The organism is Pseudoalteromonas sp. B160, assembly GCF_037162485.1.
Taxonomy (GTDB): Bacteria; Pseudomonadota; Gammaproteobacteria; order Enterobacterales; family Alteromonadaceae; genus Pseudoalteromonas; species Pseudoalteromonas rhizosphaerae.
In genome coordinates this window covers 2,185,022-2,210,450 of record NZ_JARLUX010000001.1, presented here as the reverse complement: position 1 = coordinate 2,210,450, position 25,429 = coordinate 2,185,022, and the positions used below count along the sequence as shown (strand labels likewise).

The following is a 25,429-nucleotide window of genomic DNA, read 5'->3' as shown; positions in this document are numbered from 1 at the left end:
AAATACTATTAGACTATTCACCACCACCATCGGGGCACTTCTAACCTCCTTAGCTTTTTCAAGTACATTGTTAATTTTCAAAACTGAGTTCGCTTACCCTATTTGTCATCTTTGTGACTAGACCTAAATTTCGCTGCGGCTCGGTTAATGGCTTTTCTGAATGATACTCTTGGCATCAAGATAAGATCACGGTTTTGCGTGCCAAAGGTATAGTCATAAGGAAAATGTTTACGCTCTGTATTTGGCCCAAATTTGCCCGTGGCAAATATTCCCTGATGACAACTAATACAATTACTGGTGGAATCGGGCCCTTCAATAAAAGGGTTAGAGTTCCAAGTGATTACCTCTTTTTTATTGCGATAGTTTAAAAATAATTTTTTACTGCCAGTAAACAGCGGGAGGTTATTCATTCCATTTCCTGGGGAGGGATCCATTTCCAGTTCATTGACCGACACTAACATAATATAGTTGCTGTAGACATCACTGATACTGTCCGGTCTGTCACTACCAAAGCCTATATCTGGTTCGGGTTGCCAAATAAATGAGATCCATATCCAATCTTTAAGCTCTTTAGTAACAATGTGAAAACCTTTTAGGACAAAGGTTCTATCACCATCACTCATGGTAAAAGCGTTAGTTTTATCTAGGCAATACTCTCCTCTTTCAACCCATGCACCGCTATTAGCGATAACCTGATGTACACCGCTGGGGCTCAAATCTTTAACATTACTTTTATAGCAAAGGCCATTGGCACTTTGAGATTTAACTTCGCCCCAGGCTAATTTAATCATTATGGAGGTTGCCGGAAATTCCACCATACAATTGGAATGAGATGCTTTGTCCGCTAGCGGTGTGTCCATTAATTTTACCGTCACCGCTGATATTAGAACCTGCGCTCTAGCTGCAATAGCATAAACTAAAAAGCCCTGTAAGTTTGTCACCTACAGGGCCTTTATTTAATCTAACTAAAGTCTCTAAAGCTACTCGCTAAGCAACAAAACCATAAATCAATGCAGCTACCGCTAATAAGCCTACAGCTAACACAAACAAAGTGCTAAAACGGCCACGGTACTTTTGTAATGCTGGAACCTTATAAACAGCGATCATTGGCATGATGAATAAGATCATCGCAATAATCGGCCCTGATAGTTGGTCCATCATATCTAATATACTTGGGTTTTTAACAGCACAAAACCAAATTGCCAAGAACATAATAGCAACGCCAATTTTATCGGCGTTCTTCACTGATAGGTTGGTTTGCTTAGTAACAAGCCCATTAAAGCTTTCTCTTGCTCCTAAAAAGTGACCTAAGAAAGATGAAGTGATAGCAATAAACGCGACTAGCGGGCCAAAGGTGGCAATAAATGAGTTGTCAGTAACATTAGCTAAGTATGATAACACGGATACATTTTGTGCTTTTGCTTGCAACATTTGCTCTGGTGTTAATGAAAGTACACACGAAAATACAAACAATAGAACGAACACTATCAGTAATAAACTGGTGCGCTTTAGAATCGCCTCGGACTTAGCTGTCGCTTGTTTACCATAATGACCTCGCTGTACGTTTACAAAGCTTGAGATCGCCGCTGCGTGGCTAAATGAGAACACTATAATAGGAATTGACAGCCATAACGTTTTACTAAAGCCTGCAAACTCAGGAAAGGCCATATTTGGTACTTGCCAGCTCGGAATTAAATACAACGATAAAAACAATAAAATACCGACTAACGGATACACTAAAATAGCAAAAGCACGCAACATTAGCCTTTCACCACCGAGCATCAAGCTGATCATACCTGCAACTAAAATTCCTGAAAGCAATACTCTAGAAGGTGCTTCCATACCTAATTGGTTTACCATAAAACTATCAACAGTATTAGTTAGGCCAACACCATAGATCAGTAGAATTGGAAATATTGATAAGAAATACAATAATGAAATTAATCTACCAGCATTCACACCAAAATGCTCTTCAACCACATCGGTAAAATCAGCATCTTTGTTCTTTGATGACAATACAAAACGCGCTAAACCACGGTGGGCTAAGAAAGTCATTGGAAACGCTAAACACGCTAAAATGATCAGCGGCCAAAAGCCACCAATACCAATATTAATTGGCAAAAACAAAATACCTGCACCGACGGCAGTACCAAAAAGACTCAACACCCATTGGGTATCATGAAAGTTCCATTTCGATTTACTTGTTGTCACTGCGTCAAACTGCGCAGCATCAGTGGAAGAGTTCATGCACTTCACCTATTAGTATAATAATTTGGCAAGAGCATATAGAAATCAACACATTATTTCAGTTTTTGGCGACATAATTAACTAAATATTACAGCCTATTTTGTAATTACTGAGTTACTTACTGTCATGAATTTGAAACAGTCATAAAATCAAAATTCTTTAGCTGATAGAGGAAATAAATTTGCGAGTTTCGAGTTTCGAGTTTCGAGTTTCGAGTTTCGAGTTTCGAGTTTCGAGTTTCGAGTTTCGAGTTTCGAGTTTCGAGTTTCGAGTTTCGAGTTTCGAGTTTCGAGTTTCGAGTTTTACAAAAATAAACTTTTCGCGCCCTATGTCAAACGTTCGCTAACTTTACTCTCGCTAACTTTACTCTCGCTAACTTTACTCTCGCTAACTCACATTTTAAACGTAAAAAAGCCCGACTATTTCTAGTCGGGCTTTCTCAATTTGGAGCCTGGCAATGTCCTACTTTCACATAGCAAATGCTACACTATCATCGGCGCTGTTTCGTTTCACTACTGAGTTCGGCATGGGGTCAGGTGGGTCCAAAACGCTATTGTTACCAAGCAAATTTGGTGTTAATCGCGTTAGCAATTAACTAAAATTTGGAATTCTGATAATAAAAGTTTTCAGTAAATCTACTTTAGTCTATTAACTTCTTGCGCTATCAACTATCACATAAAACGCGTTTGGCGTTGTATGGTTAAGCCTCACGGGTAATTAGTACAAGTTAGCTTAACATATCACTATGCTTCCACATCTTGCCTATCAACGTTGTAGTCTTCAACGGCCCTTCAGAGAGCTTATAGCTCTAGTGAGAACTCATCTCGAGGCCTGCTTCGCGCTTAGATGCTTTCAGCGCTTATCAGTTCCGAACGTAGCTACCGGGCAATGCCATTGGCATGACAACCCGAACACCAGCGGTTCGTTCACTCCGGTCCTCTCGTACTAGGAGCAACCCCTCTCAATTCTCAAACGCCCACGGCAGATAGGGACCGAACTGTCTCACGACGTTCTAAACCCAGCTCGCGTACCACTTTAAATGGCGAACAGCCATACCCTTGGGACCGACTTCAGCCCCAGGATGTGATGAGCCGACATCGAGGTGCCAAACACCGCCGTCGATATGAACTCTTGGGCGGTATCAGCCTGTTATCCCCGGAGTACCTTTTATCCGTTGAGCGATGGCCCTTCCATTCAGAACCACCGGATCACTATGACCTACTTTCGTACCTGCTCGACGTGTCTGTCTCGCAGTTAAGCTGGCTTCTACCATTACACTAACCGTACGATGTCCGACCGTACTTAGCCAACCTTCGTGCTCCTCCGTTACTCTTTGGGAGGAGACCGCCCCAGTCAAACTACCCACCAGGCACTGTCCGTAACCCCGATTCAGGGGCCAACGTTAGAACATCAAAACTACAAGGGTGGTATTTCAAGGACGACTCCAACAAAACTAGCGTCTCATCTTCTAAGTCTCCCACCTATCCTACACATGTAGGTTCAATGTTCAGTGCCAAGCTGTAGTAAAGGTTCACGGGGTCTTTCCGTCTAGCCGCGGGTACACAGCATCTTCACTGCGATTTCAATTTCACTGAGTCTCGGGTGGAGACAGCGTGGCCATGGTTACACCATTCGTGCAGGTCGGAACTTACCCGACAAGGAATTTCGCTACCTTAGGACCGTTATAGTTACGGCCGCCGTTTACGGGGCTTCGATCAAGAGCTTCTCCGAAGATAACCCCATCAATTAACCTTCCGGCACCGGGCAGGTGTCACACCGTATACGTCATCTTGCGATTTTGCACAGTGCTGTGTTTTTAATAAACAGTCCCAGCCACCTGGTCACTGCGGCTCCAATCAGCTTAGGGAGTAAATCCCATCACCAATCGGAGCGTACCTTCTCCCGAAGTTACGGTACGATTTTGCCTAGTTCCTTCACCCGAGTTCTCTCAAGCGCCTTAGTATTCTCTACCTGACCACCTGTGTCGGTTTGGGGTACGATTCGGTATAATCTGAAGCTTAGAGGCTTTTCCTGGAAGTATGGCATCAGCAACTTCATCACCTTAGTGACTCGTCTCGTGTCTCAGCCTAACAGCAACCCGGATTTACCTAAGTCACTAGCCTACTCACTTTCACATGGACTACCAACGCCATGCTTGCTTAGCCTGCTCCGTCCCCCCATCGCAATTATACCAAGTACGGAAATATTAATCCGTTTCCCATCGACTACGCCTTTCGGCCTCGCCTTAGGGGTCGACTTACCCTACCCTGATTAACATGGGATAGGAACCCTTGGTCTTCCGGCGTGCGGGTTTTTCACCCGCATTATCGTTACTCATGTCAGCATTCGCACTTCTGATACGTCCAGCATACCTCCCGGTACACCTTCAACCGCTTACAGAACGCTCCCCTACCACTCAGAATAAATTCTGAATCCGCAGCTTCGGTGCATAGTTTAGCCCCGTTACATCTTCCGCGCAGACCGACTCGACCAGTGAGCTATTACGCTTTCTTTAAAGGATGGCTGCTTCTAAGCCAACCTCCTGGCTGTCTGGGCCTTTCCACATCGTTTCCCACTTAACTATGACTTTGGGACCTTAGCTGGCGGTCTGGGTTGTTTCCCTCTTCACGACGGACGTTAGCACCCGCCGTGTGTCTCCCGGATATTACTTTACGGTATTCGGAGTTTGCAAAGGGTTGGTAAGTCGGGATGACCCCCTAGCCTTAACAGTGCTCTACCCCCGTAAGTATTCGTCCGAGGCTCTACCTAAATAGATTTCGGGGAGAACCAGCTATCTCTCGGTTTGATTAGCCTTTCACTCCTAGCCACAGGTCATCCCCTAACTTTTCAACGTTAGTGGGTTCGGTCCTCCAGTTGATGTTACTCAACCTTCAACCTGCCCATGGCTAGATCACCGGGTTTCGGGTCTATACCTTGCAACTAGTCGCCCAGTTAAGACTCGGTTTCCCTACGGCTACCCTATTCGGTTAACCTCGCTACAAAATATAAGTCGCTGACCCATTATACAAAAGGTACGCAGTCACCCAACAAGTGGGCTCCTACTGCTTGTACGTACACGGTTTCAGGTTCTATTTCACTCCCCTCACAGGGGTTCTTTTCGCCTTTCCCTCACGGTACTGGTTCACTATCGGTCAGTTGGGAGTATTTAGCCTTAGATGATGGTCCACCTATATTCAGTCAAAGTTTCACGTGCTCCGACCTACTCGATTTCACTTAAAAGGGATTTTCATGTACGGGACTATCACCCTGTATCGTGGCACTTTCCAGAGCCTTCCATTAACACCAATTAAGCTTAAGGGCTGTTCCGATTTCGCTCGCCGCTACTTTCGGAATCTCGGTTGATTTCTTTTCCTACGGGTACTTAGATGTTTCAGTTCTCCGCGTTCGCCTCGTTAACCTATGTATTCAGTTAACGATACCTGCAAGCAGGTGGGTTTCCCCATTCGGAAATCCTAGTCTCAAGTGCTTTTTACTAGCTTGACTAGGCTTATCGCAAGTTAATACGTCCTTCATCGCCTCCAACTGCCAAGGCATCCACCGTGTACGCTTAGTCACTTAACCATACAACCCAAACGGGTCTTTGTTTCGTGACAGTTTAACTTCGCCAGAAGTTAATATTGAATACTAAAGTAGATACCAATCAACAAACGTAAACGTTCATTAAATGGCACTGAATGATACTGCTATCATTCTTTTTTACTTTTGAAAACTCTGTACAAATACACTGTATTTATACGAATTTTATTATCAGCTTTTCCAAATTTTTAAAGAGCATATTAATTAGTTATCCCAAAGGGATACGCACTAATTAACAATCATCTGTGTGGACACTACGAACAAATAAGTTCTAAATCGTATAAGGAGGTGATCCAGCCCCAGGTTCCCCTAGGGCTACCTTGTTACGACTTCACCCCAGTCATGAATCACTCCGTGGTAAACGTCCTCCCGAGGGTTAGACTATCTACTTCTGGAGCAACCCACTCCCATGGTGTGACGGGCGGTGTGTACAAGGCCCGGGAACGTATTCACCGCGTCATTCTGATACGCGATTACTAGCGATTCCGACTTCATGGAGTCGAGTTGCAGACTCCAATCCGGACTACGACGCACTTTAAGTGATTCGCTTACTCTCGCGAGTTCGCAGCACTCTGTATGCGCCATTGTAGCACGTGTGTAGCCCTACACGTAAGGGCCATGATGACTTGACGTCGTCCCCACCTTCCTCCGGTTTATCACCGGCAGTCTCCTTAGAGTTCTCAGCATTACCTGCTAGCAACTAAGGATAGGGGTTGCGCTCGTTGCGGGACTTAACCCAACATCTCACAACACGAGCTGACGACAGCCATGCAGCACCTGTATCAGAGTTCCCGAAGGCACCAAACTATCTCTAGTAAGTTCTCTGTATGTCAAGTGTAGGTAAGGTTCTTCGCGTTGCATCGAATTAAACCACATGCTCCACCGCTTGTGCGGGCCCCCGTCAATTCATTTGAGTTTTAACCTTGCGGCCGTACTCCCCAGGCGGTCTACTTAATGCGTTAGCTTTGAAAAACAAGTCCGAGGACCCGAGCTTCTAGTAGACATCGTTTACGGCGTGGACTACCAGGGTATCTAATCCTGTTTGCTCCCCACGCTTTCGTACATGAGCGTCAGTGTTGACCCAGGTGGCTGCCTTCGCCATCGGTATTCCTTCAGATCTCTACGCATTTCACCGCTACACCTGAAATTCTACCACCCTCTATCACACTCTAGTTTGCCAGTTCGAAATGCAGTTCCCAGGTTGAGCCCGGGGCTTTCACATCTCGCTTAACAAACCGCCTGCGTACGCTTTACGCCCAGTAATTCCGATTAACGCTCGCACCCTCCGTATTACCGCGGCTGCTGGCACGGAGTTAGCCGGTGCTTCTTCTGTAAGTAACGTCACAGCTAAGCTCTATTAAAACTTAACCTTTCCTCCTTACTGAAAGTGCTTTACAACCCGAAGGCCTTCTTCACACACGCGGCATGGCTGCATCAGGCTTGCGCCCATTGTGCAATATTCCCCACTGCTGCCTCCCGTAGGAGTCTGGGCCGTGTCTCAGTCCCAGTGTGGCTGATCATCCTCTCAAACCAGCTAGGGATCGTTGCCTTGGTAAGCCATTACCTTACCAACTAGCTAATCCCACTTGGGCTAATCTTTTGGCGTGAGGCCCGAAGGTCCCCCACTTTGGTCCGTAGACATTATGCGGTATTAGCAGTCGTTTCCAACTGTTGTCCCCCACCAAAAGGCATATTCCCAAGCATTACTCACCCGTCCGCCGCTCGTCAGCAAAGTAGCAAGCTACTCTCTGTTACCGCTCGACTTGCATGTGTTAGGCCTGCCGCCAGCGTTCAATCTGAGCCATGATCAAACTCTTCAATTAAAAGTTTTTTGTCTTTCGACAGCTCAATGAATTCTGAATTTATTTAATATCTTTCGATATTGAATTGACTGTGCCGAAGCAACTTATAAATAAGTTACTTCTGTTGGTCACTCAGTTTCAATTGAGACTCTAAATTTTTTGCCTTGCTTAGCGAACTAAGCTCGGCTGTTAGAACTCAATCTGTACGAGTGCCCACACAGATGATTGCTTTATATTGTTAAAGAACGTTGCGGTTAAAGTTAAACTTTATCTCGCTAGGGCTGCGAATAATACGCTTTCCTATTTTTTTGTCAACACTTAATTTTAAACTTTATTAAAAATCTAAACTTAAGTTTTACTCGACTAACTGATTAACTCTTGCCTCGCTAAGCGTTGCTGTCTGCCGTCTCAGTGGGGTCGCATTATAGGGAGATCCAAAAACAGATCAACCTTTTTTTGAAGAAAACTTAAAATAAAACACTGTTCGCTGAGTATTTAAGCTAAACGCTCAAAAACAACACTAAACTAGACTGTTTTTAACTATATAAGTGTAAGTTAAATGAAGAAACCCAGATTCAATCTTTAATCGAAAAAACGATCCACTACTGAAATGATCAATATTTTGATCAAATGACCTAAGTTTATAATCTTTACCTATGTATATTGTTAATAACTTATGAGGGTCAAACACTGACAGTCGCAGTTATCACGCATTTAAATCATAGATAAAAGTAGACTCTATAGATTTATACAGCTACATATTCAGTAGCAAGATAACTTTCAAAGCTATAAATGTTATTACCGACCATGAAATTTAAATTAACAAGCTAGTTGAATAACAAATGGTTATTCAGGGAAGTAGATTCTAGTGACGCTTAGTGGGCTTACAAAGATGTTGGTTTGATAATGGTATAGTTGAAATGTTGCGCTATATACAGGGATACTGATAGCGATATTATTTTTTGCCAAATTTTAGATATTAAAAAGCCGAGCTTATGCTCGGCTTTTTGGTGTCTTTAAGACTTACTCAGCAGACTGCGCGTCTTCTTGAACTTCTTCGTTCGCAGATGTGCGACCTACTAGTTCAATATAAGCCATTGGTGCATTGTCACCAGCACGGAAGCCACACTTAATAATACGAGTGTAACCACCTGGACGGTCTGTATTGCGAGGACCGATTTCACTGAACAACTTACCAACTACTTCTTTATCACGCGTGCGAGCAAACGCTAAACGGCGATTTGCTACACTGTCAGTCTTAGCCAGTGTGATTAAAGGTTCAATTACACGACGTAACTCTTTCGCTTTTGGCAAAGTAGTTTTGATGATTTCATGTTTCACCAAAGAACCTGCCATATTGCTGAACATCGCTTTACGATGGCTGCTGTTACGGTTTAATTGACGACCACTCTTACGATGGCGCATGACCCTATCCTTCTAACTAAACTAATATAGTGATTTAGATTATTCAGCTAGGCTTGCAGGTGGCCAATTTTCTAGGCGCATACCTAGAGATAGACCACGTGAAGCTAGCACGTCTTTAATTTCAGTCAGAGACTTCTTGCCTAAGTTAGGCGTTTTAAGAAGCTCGACTTCTGTGCGCTGAACTAAATCACCGATATATTGAATTTGCTCGGCTTTCAAACAGTTTGCTGAACGCACTGTTAGTTCAAGATCATCAACTGGACGAAGTAGAATAGGATCGAATTCTGGCTTCTCTTCTTTCTCTTCTGGCTCAGTAACATCACGTAAGTCTACGAATGCTTCTAGCTGCTCAGCTAAGATAGTCGACGCACGGCGGATCGCTTCTTCTGGATCTATAGTGCCGTTTGTTTCCATATCAATGATTAACTTGTCTAAGTCTGTACGTTGTTCAACACGTGCTGATTCAACCGAGTACGCAATACGTTCAACTGGGCTAAATGATGCATCAAGCAACAATCTACCAATTGGACGCTCATCGTCATCAGAGGATAAACGGCTAGATGCCGGCACATACCCACGACCACGTTCAACACGAATTCGCATGCTGATCGCACTATTATCTGCCGTTAAATGACAAATAATATGATCTGGGTTGGCAATGGTTACATCGCCGTCGTGCTGAATATCAGCCGCAGTCACAGGGCCTACACCAGACTTAGTCAGGGTAAGAAAAACTTCATCTTTACCTTCCAAAGTAACTGCTAGACCTTTAAGATTTAACAGAATTTCAATGATGTCTTCTTGTACGCCTTCTTTCGCGCTGTATTCGTGCAACACACCGTCGATTTCAACTTCGGTTACTGCACATCCTGGCATTGACGAAAGAAGTATACGGCGTAAGGCATTCCCAAGAGTATGACCGAAGCCACGCTCTAATGGCTCTAAAACTACTTTAGAACGAGTTGGGTTAATAGCGTCGATATCGACTAACCTTGGTTTTAGAAATTCTGTAACAGAACCCTGCATTTTATCCTCTCTTAACTCTTAACTTTACTTAGAGTAAAGTTCGACGATTAGTTGTTCATTGATGTCCGCAGACAGGTCTGAACGCTCTGGTAGGCGTTTGAAATTACCTTCCATTTTCTTACCGTCAACTTCAACCCAAGTCGGTTTTTCACGTTGCTCGGCTAGTTCTAGAGCAGCGATGATACGAGCTTGTGTCTTAGACTTTTCACGGATAACTACTACATCTTCTGGAGTAATTACGAATGAAGGAATGTTCACTACACGACCATTAACTAAAACCGCTTTGTGGCTTACTAACTGACGTGCTTCAGCACGTGTGCTTGCAAAACCCATGCGGTATACAACATTGTCTAAACGTTGCTCTAAAAGCTGTAACAAGTTTTCACCTGTGTTGCCCTTAAGGCGAGCAGCTTCTTTGTAGTAGTTACGGAATTGCTTTTCTAATACACCGTAGATACGACGTACTTTTTGCTTTTCACGTAATTGTAAACCGTAATCAGATAAGCGACCTTTACGAGCGCCGTGCTGACCAGGTGCAGTCTCAAGTTTACACTTAGAGTCGATAGCTCTTACGCCGCTCTTAAGGAACAGGTCAGTACCTTCACGACGACTCAGCTTGAGCTTAGGGCCCAAATATCTTGCCATGTTATTTCTCCTAACCTATTGTTAAACGCGACGTTTCTTCGGTGGACGACAACCATTGTGTGGTATTGGCGTCACGTCAGTAATGTTGGTGATACGGTAACCAGCAGCATTCAAAGCACGTACAGCAGATTCACGACCTGGACCTGGACCTTTGATGAAAACTTCTAGATTTTTTAAACCGTATTCTTGAGCAGCAGTACCTGCACGCTCTGCAGCAACCTGAGCAGCGAATGGTGTAGATTTACGTGAACCACGGAAACCTGAACCACCGGCAGTAGCCCATGATAGTGCATTACCTTGACGGTCGGTAATTGTAACAATAGTGTTGTTGAAAGAAGCATGAACATGAGCCATACCATCAGCAACTTGCTTTTTAACCTTTTTACGACGAATTGGTGTCTTAGCCATAATACTATCCCCTTATCGCTTAATAGGCTTACGAGGACCCTTACGGGTACGCGCGTTAGTCTTTGTTCTTTGACCACGTAGTGGTAAAGAGCGACGGTGACGTAGGCCACGGTAACAACCAAGGTCCATAAGGCGCTTGATATTCAAAGTAACTTCACGACGAAGATCACCTTCTACAGTGTACTTGCCAACTGCTTCACGCAATACGTCAAGTGTTTCGTCTGAAAGTTCACCGATTTTTGTGGTTTCGGCGATACCAGTCGCTACTAAGATAGCCTTAGAGCGAGTCTTACCTATGCCATAAATAGCTGTTAAACCAATAACTGCATGTTTATGATCAGGGACGTTAATGCCAGCGATACGGGCCACTAACACATCTCCTATATTTGAATTCGGTTATCATCTGTTTGAAGAGCCCGTAAGGATACTCAAACGAAGACCAAATCACAACTGAAAACACAGGCCGAGAAACCTCAGCCTGCACGACTTATAAATTAACCTTGCCTTTGCTTATGCTTAGGCTCACTGCAAATTACACGTACAACACCGGCACGTTTAATAACTTTACAGTTACGGCATATTTTCTTAACGGAAGCACGTACTTTCATTGCTCAACTCCGTAAACTGACCTTATCGACCGTAGCCTTTAAGGTTCGCTTTTTTCAGCACAGAATCATATTGATGAGACATCATATGAGTCTGTACTTGTGCCATAAAGTCCATGATCACAACAACGATAATCAAAATTGATGTACCGCCGAAGTAGAATGGCGTTTGCCATGCCATGGTCATGAATTCGGGCACCAGACAGATAAAGGTTATATACAAAGCACCTGCCAATGTCAGGCGTGTCATCACTTTATCAATGTATTTCGATGTCTGCTCGCCTGGACGAATACCTGGGATAAATGCGCCAGATTTTTTCAGGTTATCTGCTGTTTCACGTGGGTTAAAAACCAACGCTGTGTAGAAAAAGCAGAAGAAGATAATAGCCGCAGCTAAAACTATTGCATACAAAGGCTGACCTGGAGTCAACGTTGTAGCAATCGCTTGTAGCACATCAGCGACAGGACCTTCACCCTGGCCGAACCAGCTGGCAATAGTACCAGGGAACAGAATTATACTGCTAGCAAAGATTGGTGGAATAACACCCGCCATGTTTACTTTTAGTGGTAAATGCGTGCTTTGGGCAGCAAATACTTGACGACCTTGTTGGCGCTTTGCGTAGTTAACGACGATACGACGTTGTCCACGTTCAAAGAACACTACAAGATAAGTAACAGCGAATACGATTACCGCAATCAATAACAGTGCTAAAACATGTAAATCACCTTGGCGCGCCATTTCGGCTGTCGAACCAATAGCAGACGGCAGGTTAGCTACAATACCAACAAATATTAGAACTGAGATACCGTTACCGATACCACGTTCAGTTATTTGCTCGCCCAACCACATCAGGAACATAGTACCAGTTACTAAACTCACCACTGCGGTGAAGTAGAAACCGAGACCTGGGTTAACAACTAACCCGTCCATCATACCCGGTAAGCTTGTGGCAATACCGATCGATTGGATAGTAGCAAGCAAGAGCGTGCCGTAGCGTGTGTACTGGCTAATTTTCTTACGACCTTGTTCACCTTCTTTCTTAAGCTCTATAAACGGAGGATACATATGCGTTAATAGTTGCGTAATAATTGAAGCTGTGATGTAAGGCATTATACCCAGTGCTAACACCGAAGCGCGCTCAAGCGCACCACCGCTGAACATGTTGAACATTTCAACAATGGTGCCCTTTTGTTGCTCGAAGAAATCGGCAAGTACAGCGGCGTCAATCCCAGGGATTGGCACAAATGAACCTAGACGGTAAATAATGATAGCGCCCAATACGAATAGTAATCGACGTTTCAATTCCGAAAGCCCACTTTGTGCACTTTGTGTATCTTGACCTGGTTTAGCCATTAGTACTTCCTTAGTCTTCTACCTTGCCTCCGGCGGCTTCGATAGCTTCGCGAGCACCTTTAGAGGCTTTAAGGCCTTTAACGGTAACAGCGCGTGAAACTTCGCCAGATTTAACAACTTTAACGAACAGAACGTTCTTTTTAACTAGACCAGCTGCCTGTAGCGTACCTAGGTCTACCACATCGCCTTCAACTTTAGCGATCTCGTATAGGTTTATTTCTGCAGATACTAAAGATTTGCGAGAAGTGAAACCAAACTTAGGTAGACGACGTTGCATAGGCATTTGACCGCCTTCAAAACCAACGCGTACTTTACCGCCAGAACGTGACTTTTGACCTTTGTGACCACGGCCACCAGTCTTACCTAGACCAGAACCGATACCACGACCAACACGTTTACCAGCAGATTTAGAACCTGCAGCAGGAGAAAGTGTATTCAAATGCATTCGAATTACCCCTCAACCTTAACCATGTATGAAACTTGGTTGATCATACCACGTACACATGCTGTGTCTTCTAACTCAACAGTGTGATTGATACGACGTAAACCAAGACCGCGTAATGTAGCTTTATGTTTCGGTAAACGACCGATAGAGCTCTTTTACTTGTGTTACTTTTACAGTTTTATTAGCCATGGTTTACCCCAGAATCTCGTCTACTCGAAGACCACGTTTTGCAGCGATCGACTGAGGAGAATTCATATTCTCAAGAGCTGAGATCGTTGCACGTACAACGTTGATCGGGTTAGTAGAACCGTAACATTTAGAAAGTACGTTCTGCACACCAGTAACTTCTAGTACTGCACGCATAGCACCACCTGCGATGATACCAGTACCTTCAGATGCTGGTTTCATAAACACAAGAGAGCCAGCATGACGTCCTTTAACAGGATGCTGTAATGTGTTGCCATTTAGGTCTACGTTGATCATGTTACGACGTGCTTTTTCCATTGCTTTTTGAATAGCAGCTGGAACTTCACGTGCTTTACCATAACCGAAACCTACTTTACCTGCGCCGTCACCAACTACAGTTAGTGCAGTGAAGCTAAAGATACGACCACCTTTAACTACTTTAGACACACGGTTCACCGCGATTAGCTTTTCAGCTAGATCAGGCTGTTGTTGCTTTGCTTCTACGTTAGCCATTGTCTACTCCTAGAATTGCAAACCGGCTTCACGCGCAGCATCTGCTAGCGCCTTCACACGGCCGTGATATTTAAAGCCACTGCGATCAAAAGCAATCTTTTCGATGCCTTTGTCAGCCGCACGTTCAGCAACCGCTTTACCAACTGCTTGCGCAGCTGCAACGTTGCCTGTGCCTTTAACTGTTTCGCTAATAGCTTTCTCAACAGTAGAAGCAGCAGCCAGTACATTACCCTCAGCGTTTACAACTTGAGCGTAAATGTGACGTGGCGTGCGGTGGATAACAAGACGCGTTGTGCCTTGTTCAATATAATTTCTACGAGTGCGTTTAGCACGACGTAGACGAGCTGTTTTTTTATCCATCGTCTTACCTTACTTCTTCTTAGCCTCTTTACGGCGTACATTCTCATCTGAATAACGAACACCTTTACCTTTATAAGGCTCAGGTTTACGGTATGCACGAATGTTAGCAGCTGTTTGACCAACTAACTGCTTATCTACGCCCTTAACTAGAACTTCTGTTTGGCTTGGAGTTTCAATCGTAATTCCTTCAGGAACTGCGAAATTAACTGGGTGTGAGAAACCAAGAGTTAAATCTAATGTTTTACCCTTAGCTGCAGCACGGTAACCAACGCCTACTAACTGAAGTTTCTTCTCGTAACCTTCATGCGTACCAACAATCATATTGTTGATTAGAGCGCGAGCAGTACCTGCTTGTGCCCATGCATTGGCTACGCCTTCACGAGGTAAAGTTGTAATAACGTTGTCGTTAAGTTGTACTTCAACTGCAGAGTTGATAGTACGCGTTAATTCGCCGTTTTTGCCTTTAACTGTGATGTCCTGGCCTTTTAATGTAACTTCTACACCGGCAGGAACATTAATTGGTGCCTTTGCTATGCGAGACATAGTTCCCCTCCGATTAAGCTACAAAACCAATGATTTCACCACCAACACCAGCACTACGTGCGGCGCGGTCTGTCATTAGGCCTTTAGAAGTTGATACGATAGCGATACCTAGACCACCCATTACCTTTGGTAATTCGTCACGTCTCTTATAGATACGTAAACCAGGGCGGCTAACACGCTGGATATTTTCAATAACAGCTTTGCCTTCGAAGTATTTCAACTCGATAGAAAGCTCAGGTTTAACATCACCGCTGATTGTGAAATCAACGATATAACCTTCATCTTTTAATACTTTAGCTAATGCTACTTTCAGCTTTGAATTAGGCATCGTTACAGATACTTTTTTCGCTGACTGACCGTTACGAATTCGTGTAAACAAATCCGCGATAGGATCTTGCAAGCTCATAGTCTTACTCCCGTGATTCTATTACCAGCTAGCCTTTTAAGGCCAGGAATTTCACCGCGCATAGCTGCTTCGCGAACTTTAATACGGCTCATGCCGAATTTGCGAAGGTAACCATGTGGGCGGCCCGTAATGTTACAACGATTACGTTGACGTGCAGGGCTAGAATCACGTGGTAAAGCTTGTAGCTTAAGTACCGCGTCCCAACGATCATCGTCAGATGTTTTCACATCACTGATGATAGCTTTTAGTGCTGCGCGCTTTTCAGCGAACTGAGCAACTAATTTCGTGCGCTTTGCTTCGCGCGCTTTCATAGAATTCTTTGCCATAACCCTACCCTTATTTCTTGAATGGGAAGTTAAACGCTTCTAACAACGCACGGCCTTCCTCATCTGTTTTCGCAGATGTAGTGATTGTGATATCCATACCGCGTACGCGGTCTACTTTATCATAATCAATTTCTGGGAAGATGATTTGTTCACGTACGCCCATGCTGTAGTTACCACGTCCATCAAAAGACTTAGCACTTACACCACGGAAGTCACGGATACGTGGGATAGCGATTGAAACCAAACGCTCAAAAAAGTCCCACATACGCTCGCCGCGTAGGGTTACTTTACAACCAATTGGGTAGCCTTCACGTACTTTAAAGCCAGCAACAGATTTGCGTGCTTTAGTAATGAGTGGCTTCTGACCAGCGATTGCTTCTAGATCCGCAACAGCGTTGTCTAGAATTTTCTTGTCAGCTAGGGCTTCGCCCACGCCCATATTCAATGTGATCTTTTCGATCTGAGGGACTTGCATGACAGAGCTGAAACCAAACTTCTCTTGAAGTTCAGCAACTACTTTGTCTTTATATACTTCATGCAGTTTCGCCATCATTCTACTCCAACTATTAGATAGTTTTACCAGTAGATTTAAAGATACGTAATTTCTTACCATCTTCAATCTTGAAACCTACACGATCTGCTTTACTCGTTTCCGAGTTGAAGATCGCAACGTTTGATACGTCAATAGACGCTTCTTTCTCAACAATACCACCTGGCTGGTTCAATTGTGGAACCGGCTTTTGGTGCTTCTTGATTAAGTTAATGCCTTCGACAAATACTCGACCAGACTCGGTAACAACTGAAAGCACTTTGCCGCGCTTACCTTTGTCTTTACCTGCTAGAACGATTACTTCGTCATCACGACGGATTTTTGCTGCCATGATTGACTCCTTACAGTACTTCTGGGGCTAGTGAAACGATTTTCATGAACTTATCATTACGAAGTTCGCGAGTCACAGGGCCGAAAATACGTGTACCAATTGGCTGCAAGTTATCATTTAAGATAACAGCCGCATTGCTGTCAAAACGGATCAAAGAACCATCTGGACGACGAACGCCTTTCTTAGTACGCACAACTACCGCGTTTTTAACATCACCTTTCTTCACTTTACCGCGAGGAATCGCTTCTTTAACAGAAACTTTAATGATGTCACCAATCGCTGCATAACGACGGTGCGAACCGCCTAAGACTTTAATACACTGCACTTTGCGAGCGCCGCTGTTATCAGCAACTTCCAGCTGAGTTTGCATTTGGATCATGTTAATGACCTCCGGTGTAGTTATTACAACTGTCTTAAATTTGTTTAAAATCAAGACATTTAGGTTAAAAACCACTCAAAAAACAATCTAGTTGTCTCCCAAGGGCGGGCAATTGTATCAGCATTGCGGGGGTAGTGGTAGGTTATTTTTTAATTAATTTAGAATAACGAGGATGGTTGTTTTGTCGATGAAACATATTTTGCTATTTTAGCATTGATTATAAAACAATCAGGGCAATTTTATGCCCTGATTGTTTTATCACCGAATAAAATCGGCATTATTTGCCAAACAAACCTTTTAACTTATCTTTAATTTTATCTTTCGCTTTTTCTTTTACTTCATCTTCTGCCGCTTTGCTTACATCTAAGCTGATGCCAACATCATGAAATGGTCCTTTAATTCGTACTGGAATTTTAAAGCCGGTACTATCATCTTTGGTCCCCTGCCCTTCGAGTGAATCGACTATGCCTGTCACTAAGCGGTAGTTAACTGTCGTTGCGGGTAGATTAACATCCCCTTCACCACTAATACGTACTAATGGACTTAACAAACTCAGATCTGTGTTTTTACCTACGCCATTGGTAAAGTTAAAGCTACCCGTTAGCGCAGAGAAGTCGGTTTGCTGGGAGTTATCAAAGCCAGTATCTAGCCCTTCGGATATTGCACCAAAGTTACCCTTAATTAGCTCTTTGCCTTTGCGAACCATTTCAGCAATGTTGGCGCCTTTTACTGCACCATCGGCAAATTCAAATGCTAGTTTACCCTGTAGGGAACTCATAAAGTCTTTTTGGCTCTGACCTGATGTTGCTAAGTCCCAATTGAGTGAGCCTTTGCCCATTAGCTTATCGAAGCCAGCGGCATCTGTTAGCAATGGTTGTGCGTCTATTTTATCTAACGAGAAATTGGTGCTGATTTTGTAAGGGGCTTGTTTCGCATTAACCGTTACTGTGCCTTTACCATTACCTTCGTAGGCGGCAAACTTATCTAGGCTGATTTTTGCTACGCCTTTGTTAAGGTTTACAGTGAATTGATTAGCACCAAGTTTGATTTCATTTGCTTTTAAGCCACTTGAACGGATCACCACATTCGCATCTAAGGCATTTAAGCCACTTAAATCCATTTTTGTGTCATCCCATACAATTGGTTTGGCTGGCTCGTCACTTTTAGGTTCTGGTTTATCTGCTGGCGCTACCACCTCAGGTAAGTAAGGATTTAAGTCCAGCATACCTAAATCGATGTCAGCATTAACGGCTAAACGCTTACCTAAATTAAGCTCGCTTTTTCCTTTGATCTCTAATGCATCAAGAGTGGCGACTAATTCAGCTAGGTTGAACTTATCACCTTGCATACGCATTTTGCCGCTAACACTAAATGCATTAAAGGCGCTTTCTTTAGCGTTCAGCTCGACTCCCTGCCATTTAGCAATGTCTTTTACTGAATCACCACTGAGCGCTAATTGACCTTGAATATCTTTACCTTGACCGGCTATTAAGCCTTTAAACTCAACATCAACTAACTTTGAAGTGACATCAGTTGTCACATTAAATGTATCACCTTCTATTGCTTTAGCTGGGTTATCAACTGTTACATCAAGCTCAAAGCGCTCTTGCATATAAGTGATCCCACCTTTTACTTCGAGTGATTTATGCAGTGAAGGCAGTAAAATAGCTAATTCTAAATCGCTAATTTGCTGTTTAGCTCCCGTTTGACCATCTAAATAAGTAAACGACCCACCATATATAGCTACTTCACCTAATTGAATATCAAAGTTTTCAGGTAGTTTGACTGCCTCACCTGCTTGAGTTTGCTGCTCAGGTTTCGTAGCTACTGCATCAAATAACTGCCAGTTAGCTTTACCATTTTTATCTGTTTCAAGCAGAATGTTTGGTTCATTGATCACAAACTTTTCTAGTTTAAGTTCACCACCAAATAGCGAAAACCAAGGAATATGAACTGCAAGTTGCTGCATGCTTGCCATATCTGCACGTGAGCCAGTTTTCATATTGGCAAAATGCACATCTTCAAGTTCAAGCTTCAAAGAAGGAAAAACGGATAATGTTTTATCGCCTTTAATAGTTAAAGTACGCCCTGTGGTTTGCTCAACCTGCTCAGAGACTTTATTAAAAATGGCATCGGTTGGAATTAAAAACGGTGCAGCAATAATTAAAGCAACAAGCAATAATAATATGACACCAATAACTTTAAATAAGGTCTTCATGATGGTCCTTTCAAATGTGCAAATAATGTTCTTATCATAGCGGGAGTTAGCATTAAAATCATTGTGCAACGAATAAAAATGCTATTCCCTGCATTCTACATTGAATATATGAATTGTGACTGAAATATTTTGATACCTTTAGGTTACAAAAAACAACTTGACCAAATGATACCCCAAGGTTACATTGATACCTGTAGGTTACAAAAATATAAATTAACACTTTCACAGGATGGACTTTATGAAACAACAAGATATTAAAACCGAAGAAAAATTTATGAACCAAAACGCATGGTTTTCGATCTTCATGGGTATAACCTTACTAATTATTAGCGTTTACCCCATGCTTAATCACACATCAGCACCGCTGCTGTTTTTAGGAAGTGCTGCTTTTCTTGGTTCATTTTTTATGTTTGTGATCAGAGGTGGCTTTACATGGAAATTAAGTTACCGCCTGACTTATAAAGATGAGTATTTAAATACTATAGACACGATAGCCTATAAACATGTTGTACTCGCTCTGCTGTTTAGCATGGGGGCGATATATTTAGCTTCAGATAACCTTGCTGTTGATGTAACACACAGTACCATGGCCACCTTTTACTTAGCTGTTATGAGTTTGGTATATGGCTTTTCAATTTTTGGCAAAGCCGTGATTAGGAGATAATGTGCAAAATCATATAGCAGAATTTCGCAAAGCCGCTGGGCTTTCGCAACAAGAGCTAGCCGATGCTATCGCCGTTTCACGCAAAACAATCAGCACGGTCGAAACGAGTCGATTCACACCTTCTGTGATTATTGCGTTGAAGATAGCGCAGCGGTTTAACACCTCTGTTGAGCATCTTTTTACGCTTGACGATGGTGATTAACCCCTTTAAATGCAATCTTGTGCAGATTTAACTTATCAAGATTGCATCCCCTGTATTCTTCGGTATGATGCACAGCCCTGTTGTTTTAAGACGTTTTGCGCTAAAATTAGACAACTGAAAAATGTATTTAACCGGAGTACCATCAGGCATGAAAAAATTGCTCATTTCACCTTCACAAATGGCATTAGGCGAACAAGAAGGCCATATTTATCAAAATATTCTAAAGCAGGCTTCTGAAATCAGCTTAAACCTGATGGCGGTGAAAATAGAAAATCATCCTGAAGACTTCTTAGGTTGGTGCTATGAACTACTTAATGCTAGCCGTGACCGTATTAATCATGACTTACTCGAAACCAATCAATTACCAATTTTAAAAAAGCTTAATGACTTATTAGTTTCAGCAATTAGCTTCTTACAATTGAAAACATTACGCGTAGCACCTTGGCCTGTAGTTAGTGTATTTATAGAGCAACATAAAGATGTGTTAGCCCTTGATGAACAGTTACGCCTTGCCAACTATATAGCTGGTATTCGCGAGCAATCACTGAAAGAGATGATCCCTGAAGATTTATTAGCATTTAGTGGTAAACATACTTCTGCACTGGATCCAAGTAGTTATAATTTTGATGTCGAATGGTTTAGCTCTACTAAAAGCGCCAAAGCTTTTCATCAAATGCTTGCCGACCTGCCGGCATTATTTGATGAAGCATTAGCACATATACCTTTAGAAGGTGAAGTAACTGAAGCTGATTACCAAGAATTTGTGGTCAAATATTTAAAAGCCTTTACTGATAGCAATGAAAAGCCAACGCTTGCACCGGCAACTCGTCTATTAGCAATGCGCCGCCCAGATGTTTTTACACCAATTAATAACACCCGTTTAGATGCACTTTGTTCAGCATTGGCTATTACTAAATTAAATAATCGTGACTTTGCGCGTTATTGGCAGGATATTGTCCAAGCAGTTCATGGTATGTCTTGGTTTAAAATGGCAAGTGGTGACAGCGAGCTGGATCAACAACTTGTTGCAATCAAAGCGTTAATTCCGTGCTTCTTCTACCACGCGGACAAAAACACGCCTGAAAACTCTAACTACATCAAGTTATTGAGTAAACCAAAGCGTACAACAACCACTGGCACTAGAAAAGTGCGTCGTGGTAAAGAGTCTGCTGAAATACTTGTTGATCGCGCACTTGCTGCTGACGATATGCCTGAGCATATTCGCGCAAAGCGTGATTCAATTATCAGCGAAGTACAAAAAGGCCGTGGCGTGAACGAAACAATCAGCCTAATGCGTACTATTTTTGGTTAAACCACAGTAAAAAATACAAAAACCCGCTGCAACTGAGTTGTGCATGCGGGTTTTTTTACGCACCAATAAAGTGCGCAGGCTTCGTAAAAAACAATCTCCTCCTTTCACTATAAATATTTATATCGTTGTTTATAAAGTAATTTAAATATAAATTATTGCTTTTCATTTAACTTGGCACAAGCAGTGCAATTATCCTGGTAGACAACTAAAAATAGGATCCGCAATTATAGACTGCAATCTAATTAATAATTGCGAGCCAAAAAATCAGCATAACAACAGGATACCAAACATGTTAAAACTAAAATCAGCAATTGCGATCAGCACACTTGTACTCATGGGTGCAACATCTACAGCAGCATATGCAGAAGTAACAGCCAATGCCGCAGCAACTTCAAACTACTTATGGCGTGGTCAAGAACAAACCGGTGGTGATGCTGCAATTTCAGGTGGTATTGATTATGCCAACGAATCAGGTTTTTATGCTGGTACTTGGGCTTCAAATGCAAGCTGGGCCGATGAAATGACCTACGAGCTTGATCTCTATGCTGGTTTTGGTGGCGATATTAATGAAAATATGAGCTACGACGTTGGCTACATCTATTACGCTTACCCTGATGCAGCTTCTGGCGCAGACGCTGATTTTTCTGAAATTTACGGTAGCATCAGTATGGGTGGCTTTAGCTTTGGCGCATCAGTTCTTGCAACTTCAGCCGCAAGCGGTGATGGCACAGACTTTGGTGATTCGTTATACCTGACTGCAGATTACGGTTTCGCAGTTGGTACTAATGGCACTGAAATGGCTTTACACTTAGGTCACTACTCTGGTGATTTTATTGGTGATGACGATATCATCGACTACGGCGTATCTATCTCTAAAGATGGCTTCACTTTTGGTCTATCTGATACCGATATGGATGACAGTGATATTAAGGCTTACGTTGCTTTTTCAATGGACTTTAGCCTATAAAAAAGAATGTGTTACTTGCTGCAACACTAAGGGCCGTAAGGCCCTTTCTCGATCTTGGTAAGCGGTAAAAGCGACTAAGTTCAGATTTTATGTCAAGACTTACCCTAAACTCAGACTGCTTATAGCTTAAAACTTACAACTCCTATGGCACACTGTGCCCTGTTGAACCCTGCCAAATACGATACCATTGTTCACGACTGAGTTTTAACTGCTTAGCGGCAACAGCCGATTTAACACGCTCAATGTTGCCAGTACCCAGTACCACTGATGGGGAACTTGGGTGCATTAATAACCATGCATATACGACTTGATCTATTGAATTTGCACCTATTTCACTGCCTACTTGTTCGAGTACATGACGCAGGCGAATCGCTTTTTCATCATTTTCTGCAAAAATGCGACCGCCAGCCAAAGGTGACCAACACATAGGTTTAATATCAAGTAACTGACATTGGTCTAAACTACCATCATCAAGTGCTTGCATTTCATACGGTGAAAATTCAATTTGATTGGTCACCAATTCAAAATCAAGACGCGACTGCAATAAACTTAGTTGTGATGGCGTAAAGTTTGATACACCAAAATCGAGTACATCACCATTTTGCTTAAGAGTAGTGAATGCCTCAGCTACTTCGTCTGCATTCATCAAATAATCAGGGCGATGAATAAGTAATGCATCTAATCTATCGGTATTAAAATGCTTTAACGATTGCTGTGCTGAGCTAATAATATGTGCGGCACTCGAATCGTAATGATTAGCTTGGCCTGCTAATCCTAAGCTTGCAAAAGCAGGTTTAATACCACACTTGGTAATAATTCTAATCTCATCTCGAATACTTGGCTTTAAAGCCAAGGTTTTACCAAACTCTGCTTCACAGCCATATCCACCGTAAATGTCAGCGTGATCGGTGTGCCTTACGCCAGCTTCAATTGCTTGCTCGAGAAAAGCTAAACACTGTTGTGGAGTAATTTGCCAATCTAATAATCGCCAAAACCCTAGTACTAGTTCGTCAATTTTACGCTCTGCGTTGTTCATTATTATCTCTCAACTATTTGGTGCACGATGCTAAAAAATGCCAGCCTCTATACGAATGGACTATATTCTACTAACTTAATATACTTTTAATAGAGAGAAGAAGATAATATATCCAGCATAGAAAAAGCACCCATTAAAAAGTGAGTGCGATGCTAACTATATGATTGAGTTAAATAAGGTTAAGGTACTTAACTAGTACAACTTTAACATGATCTTTGATTATTAAAAATTACTGCACTTTATACGGTACCTGTGCACAACTCACCTCAACTGTTTTTGGGTACCAAATAGGCCCAACTTCGTTAACAACCAGTTCTGCTAAGCCATTAGTAAATGATTTATAAGTGTGCACACTTTGCCATTGCGGATCAGGGCAAATCTCAGATAAATCAACCGCATTCGAGCCCTCATAAAGAGCGGCGGCAAAGTTGTGATGCCATTGCTCACTTTTATGGTTTTCAGCTAAGTCATCATATTCACCGTTATCAAAATGAATATTAGTACACCCCGCTAACACGACAATAAATACAATAGTGAACAACCCTGTTAACTTTTTCATATTCCAACTCCTTCGCTACCTTGCTCCTGACACCAGACTTTAATTGTGTGTGGTGCATAAATACCTAACGTGACTAACCCTAGCGCACCATCGATAAATGTTTGTTGTGATTGCATTTGCACCACAGTTTGATCGCCACATACCTTTTTTACATCAACACGCTGCTCACCAACCAGTCCCCACATAAAAAATGGACGGCTATCTTGATAAGTTGGTTTTGAGCTAAGTTTAGCCATTTTTTGTGGTTGGATTGTTACAGCTGAACACCCTCCAAGCACAATAAATAACAAACTTATTAAAAAATTCGCATAACTTAATCCTGATTAATTTAGTGGTGCAGAGTGTAAAATGAATGCCTACTAAAAAAAGTAAGAAACTGTATTGAAAATGTAGAAACAAACTGTATTCATTAGCTTGGCAAGCTTTTTAGGAACTTTTTCTTATTTAGAGCACCTAAAATGCAGTAACATTCTTTTTAGTCAAATTGCTTTAAGGTCATTGATGCAGATAAAATCATTTTCTTTTATTGCTATTGTAGCAATTGCAATTGCAATTGCTTTGCTAAGCATCACAGCATTGGCCACAGCACCATTGTCAGACGAATATAAAGGCGTTACTGAAACAGCTCATACACTCACGCAAGATGTAACAACATCAAGGACCGATTATTTTTGCAGGGGAACTCAATGCATGTAGTGATGCAAGGCAAAAGGTAGCTATTACCGCACTTTATAAGCTTGGTTTCTCAAAAACGCTTTATATTGATGATAAACGGACAAATGCTTTTGGTCTTGCGCTTTAACAAATATAGCCCCGCGGTGTGACCGTTAATACAACCCGTGTGCCACAACAACAAAGCTCAGATCACAATCCTATAATGGTAAATTTACACCTAAATGAGGCTATAGATGAAACACTTACCCCATAATATATACGTTTTTATAGCGTGCCTTTTACTGTGCGTTAGTCGGCTAAGTGTTGCAGCAAGCGCAGATCAGGAAGTCAGTCACTTAATTAGTTTTATTAAGCAAAGTAAAGCAACGTTTATTCGAAATGGCGATGAACATAACAGTGAAGAAGCGGCTGAGCATTTAGCCATGAAATACCGAAAAGCCAAACGCTATGCAAAAACCGCTGATGATTTTATTGACAACCTTGCCAGCAAAAGTTCATGGAGTGGTAAAGCCTATACGGTTATTTTACCTGATAGTAGCACATTAACCGCTAGCAAATGGTTAACTGATGAATTAGCCCGTTTTAGAGCAATAGAAAAGCCGCAATAAATGCGGCTTTTCACCTTGTGAAAGTGGATATAAACCAAGT

28 protein-coding genes, 3 rRNA genes and 1 pseudogene are annotated in these 25,429 nt (G+C 42.5%); 6 read left to right on the top strand and 26 right to left on the bottom strand.

The genetic code is table 11. From position 1 onward, the window contains the following. Positions 1–98: 98 nt before the first annotated feature. The 23 genes and pseudogenes from P4S61_RS10235 to P4S61_RS10125 all read right to left on the bottom strand — a co-directional run bounded on the left by P4S61_RS10235 (position 99) and on the right by P4S61_RS10125 (position 19,366). Positions 99–941, bottom strand: coding sequence for a hypothetical protein (locus P4S61_RS10235; RefSeq protein WP_337118222.1), 843 nt, complete (start codon positions 939–941; stop codon positions 99–101). 46 nt (positions 942–987) lie between these two features. Further along, complete coding sequence (locus P4S61_RS10230) at positions 988–2,247, bottom strand: aromatic amino acid transport family protein (protein ID WP_182760547.1); 1,260 nt, start codon at positions 2,245–2,247, stop codon at positions 988–990. A gap of 449 nt (positions 2,248–2,696) precedes the next feature. After that, a 5S ribosomal RNA gene (gene rrf / locus P4S61_RS10225) occupies positions 2,697–2,811 on the bottom strand. 132 nt (positions 2,812–2,943) lie between these two features. Continuing rightward, positions 2,944–5,829, bottom strand: a 23S ribosomal RNA gene (locus tag P4S61_RS10220). Between the two features lie 296 nt (positions 5,830–6,125). Beyond that, positions 6,126–7,667: ribosomal RNA gene (locus P4S61_RS10215) — 16S ribosomal RNA — on the bottom strand. The 16S, 23S and 5S rRNA genes sit together here, the layout of an rRNA operon. Positions 7,668–8,669: 1,002 nt before the next feature. Beyond that, complete coding sequence (gene rplQ / locus P4S61_RS10210; RefSeq protein WP_016710207.1) at positions 8,670–9,071, bottom strand: 50S ribosomal protein L17; 402 nt, start codon at positions 9,069–9,071, stop codon at positions 8,670–8,672. 39 nt (positions 9,072–9,110) lie between these two features. Next, positions 9,111–10,097: a DNA-directed RNA polymerase subunit alpha gene (locus P4S61_RS10205; protein ID WP_145241913.1), complete on the bottom strand. Its 987-nt coding sequence runs from the start codon at positions 10,095–10,097 to the stop codon at positions 9,111–9,113. A gap of 24 nt (positions 10,098–10,121) precedes the next feature. Further along, positions 10,122–10,742, bottom strand: a complete 621-nt coding sequence (rpsD, locus tag P4S61_RS10200) for a 30S ribosomal protein S4 (protein WP_016710205.1) — start codon at positions 10,740–10,742, stop codon at positions 10,122–10,124. Positions 10,743–10,763: 21 nt separating this feature from the next. Beyond that, on the bottom strand, positions 10,764–11,150 hold the full coding sequence (gene rpsK / locus P4S61_RS10195) for a 30S ribosomal protein S11 (protein ID WP_002959471.1): 387 nt from the start codon (positions 11,148–11,150) through the stop codon (positions 10,764–10,766). Positions 11,151–11,162: 12 nt separating this feature from the next. Then, positions 11,163–11,519 (bottom strand): 30S ribosomal protein S13, encoded by a 357-nt coding sequence (gene rpsM, locus P4S61_RS10190; RefSeq protein WP_145241916.1) that lies wholly within the window; start codon positions 11,517–11,519, stop codon positions 11,163–11,165. A gap of 125 nt (positions 11,520–11,644) precedes the next feature. Beyond that, positions 11,645–11,758 carry a 50S ribosomal protein L36 gene (gene rpmJ, locus P4S61_RS10185; RefSeq protein ID WP_002959476.1) on the bottom strand — a complete coding sequence of 38 codons (114 nt, stop codon included), beginning with the start codon at positions 11,756–11,758 and terminating at the stop codon, positions 11,645–11,647. 22 nt (positions 11,759–11,780) lie between these two features. Continuing rightward, positions 11,781–13,109, bottom strand: coding sequence for a preprotein translocase subunit SecY (gene secY, locus P4S61_RS10180; RefSeq protein ID WP_145241918.1), 1,329 nt, complete (start codon positions 13,107–13,109; stop codon positions 11,781–11,783). Positions 13,110–13,119: 10 nt separating this feature from the next. Continuing rightward, complete coding sequence (gene rplO / locus P4S61_RS10175; protein WP_064668467.1) at positions 13,120–13,554, bottom strand: 50S ribosomal protein L15; 435 nt, start codon at positions 13,552–13,554, stop codon at positions 13,120–13,122. Positions 13,555–13,559: 5 nt separating this feature from the next. Continuing rightward, positions 13,560–13,743, bottom strand: a pseudogene (rpmD, locus tag P4S61_RS10170) (50S ribosomal protein L30). A gap of 3 nt (positions 13,744–13,746) precedes the next feature. Beyond that, the gene (rpsE, locus tag P4S61_RS10165; RefSeq protein WP_002959485.1) at positions 13,747–14,253 is read right to left on the bottom strand and encodes a 30S ribosomal protein S5; all 507 of its coding nucleotides are present in this window, start codon (positions 14,251–14,253) and stop codon (positions 13,747–13,749) included. A 9-nt stretch (positions 14,254–14,262) separates the two neighbouring features. Next, positions 14,263–14,613, bottom strand: a complete 351-nt coding sequence (rplR, locus tag P4S61_RS10160; RefSeq protein WP_008115388.1) for a 50S ribosomal protein L18 — start codon at positions 14,611–14,613, stop codon at positions 14,263–14,265. 9 nt (positions 14,614–14,622) lie between these two features. Next, positions 14,623–15,156: a 50S ribosomal protein L6 gene (rplF, locus tag P4S61_RS10155; protein ID WP_145241920.1), complete on the bottom strand. Its 534-nt coding sequence runs from the start codon at positions 15,154–15,156 to the stop codon at positions 14,623–14,625. A gap of 13 nt (positions 15,157–15,169) precedes the next feature. Beyond that, positions 15,170–15,562 carry a 30S ribosomal protein S8 gene (gene rpsH, locus P4S61_RS10150; protein WP_145241923.1) on the bottom strand — a complete coding sequence of 131 codons (393 nt, stop codon included), beginning with the start codon at positions 15,560–15,562 and terminating at the stop codon, positions 15,170–15,172. Continuing rightward, the gene (rpsN, locus tag P4S61_RS10145) at positions 15,559–15,888 is read right to left on the bottom strand and encodes a 30S ribosomal protein S14 (RefSeq protein WP_337118221.1); all 330 of its coding nucleotides are present in this window, start codon (positions 15,886–15,888) and stop codon (positions 15,559–15,561) included. Before rpsN ends, rpsH begins: the two co-directional genes overlap by 4 nt. Positions 15,889–15,898: 10 nt before the next feature. Next, positions 15,899–16,438, bottom strand: coding sequence for a 50S ribosomal protein L5 (gene rplE / locus P4S61_RS10140; RefSeq protein ID WP_016710195.1), 540 nt, complete (start codon positions 16,436–16,438; stop codon positions 15,899–15,901). 16 nt (positions 16,439–16,454) lie between these two features. Continuing rightward, complete coding sequence (gene rplX, locus P4S61_RS10135) at positions 16,455–16,769, bottom strand: 50S ribosomal protein L24 (protein ID WP_016710194.1); 315 nt, start codon at positions 16,767–16,769, stop codon at positions 16,455–16,457. A gap of 10 nt (positions 16,770–16,779) precedes the next feature. Then, complete coding sequence (gene rplN / locus P4S61_RS10130; protein ID WP_011329449.1) at positions 16,780–17,148, bottom strand: 50S ribosomal protein L14; 369 nt, start codon at positions 17,146–17,148, stop codon at positions 16,780–16,782. Between the two features lie 277 nt (positions 17,149–17,425). Next, entirely contained in the window at positions 17,426–19,366 is a 1,941-nt protein-coding gene (locus tag P4S61_RS10125) for an AsmA family protein (protein ID WP_337118220.1), read from the bottom strand. Positions 19,367–19,604: 238 nt separating this feature from the next. Here P4S61_RS10125 and P4S61_RS10120 point away from each other — a divergent pair, with 238 nt between their 5' ends. From P4S61_RS10120 to P4S61_RS10105, 4 genes are all read left to right on the top strand, one after another. Next, a complete protein-coding gene (locus P4S61_RS10120; RefSeq protein WP_337118219.1) occupies positions 19,605–20,030 on the top strand; it encodes a hypothetical protein in 426 nt (141 codons plus the stop codon). A gap of 1 nt (position 20,031) precedes the next feature. Further along, a complete protein-coding gene (locus tag P4S61_RS10115; protein WP_210797922.1) occupies positions 20,032–20,232 on the top strand; it encodes a helix-turn-helix transcriptional regulator in 201 nt (66 codons plus the stop codon). Positions 20,233–20,380: 148 nt separating this feature from the next. Further along, positions 20,381–21,544 carry a hypothetical protein gene (locus P4S61_RS10110; protein WP_145241931.1) on the top strand — a complete coding sequence of 388 codons (1,164 nt, stop codon included), beginning with the start codon at positions 20,381–20,383 and terminating at the stop codon, positions 21,542–21,544. A gap of 289 nt (positions 21,545–21,833) precedes the next feature. Beyond that, the gene (locus P4S61_RS10105) at positions 21,834–22,511 is read left to right on the top strand and encodes a TorF family putative porin (protein ID WP_145241933.1); all 678 of its coding nucleotides are present in this window, start codon (positions 21,834–21,836) and stop codon (positions 22,509–22,511) included. Between the two features lie 142 nt (positions 22,512–22,653). On the opposite strand, the gene P4S61_RS10100 is transcribed toward P4S61_RS10105, so the two are convergent. From P4S61_RS10100 to P4S61_RS10090, 3 genes are all read right to left on the bottom strand, one after another. Further along, positions 22,654–23,547, bottom strand: a complete 894-nt coding sequence (locus P4S61_RS10100; RefSeq protein WP_337118218.1) for an aldo/keto reductase — start codon at positions 23,545–23,547, stop codon at positions 22,654–22,656. Between the two features lie 229 nt (positions 23,548–23,776). After that, positions 23,777–24,106 (bottom strand): Bor/Iss family lipoprotein, encoded by a 330-nt coding sequence (locus P4S61_RS10095; RefSeq protein ID WP_145241937.1) that lies wholly within the window; start codon positions 24,104–24,106, stop codon positions 23,777–23,779. Next, positions 24,103–24,402, bottom strand: coding sequence for a Bor family protein (locus tag P4S61_RS10090; protein ID WP_337118896.1), 300 nt, complete (start codon positions 24,400–24,402; stop codon positions 24,103–24,105). The genes P4S61_RS10095 and P4S61_RS10090 overlap by 4 nt, the downstream gene beginning before the upstream one ends. A 205-nt stretch (positions 24,403–24,607) precedes the next feature. On the opposite strand from P4S61_RS10090, the gene P4S61_RS10085 reads away from it, so the two are divergent. Both P4S61_RS10085 and P4S61_RS10080 read left to right on the top strand, forming a co-directional pair. Further along, positions 24,608–24,802, top strand: coding sequence for a hypothetical protein (locus P4S61_RS10085; RefSeq protein ID WP_337118217.1), 195 nt, complete (start codon positions 24,608–24,610; stop codon positions 24,800–24,802). 212 nt (positions 24,803–25,014) lie between these two features. Continuing rightward, positions 25,015–25,389: a DUF5329 domain-containing protein gene (locus tag P4S61_RS10080; RefSeq protein WP_145241943.1), complete on the top strand. Its 375-nt coding sequence runs from the start codon at positions 25,015–25,017 to the stop codon at positions 25,387–25,389. Positions 25,390–25,429: the final 40 nt, after the last annotated feature.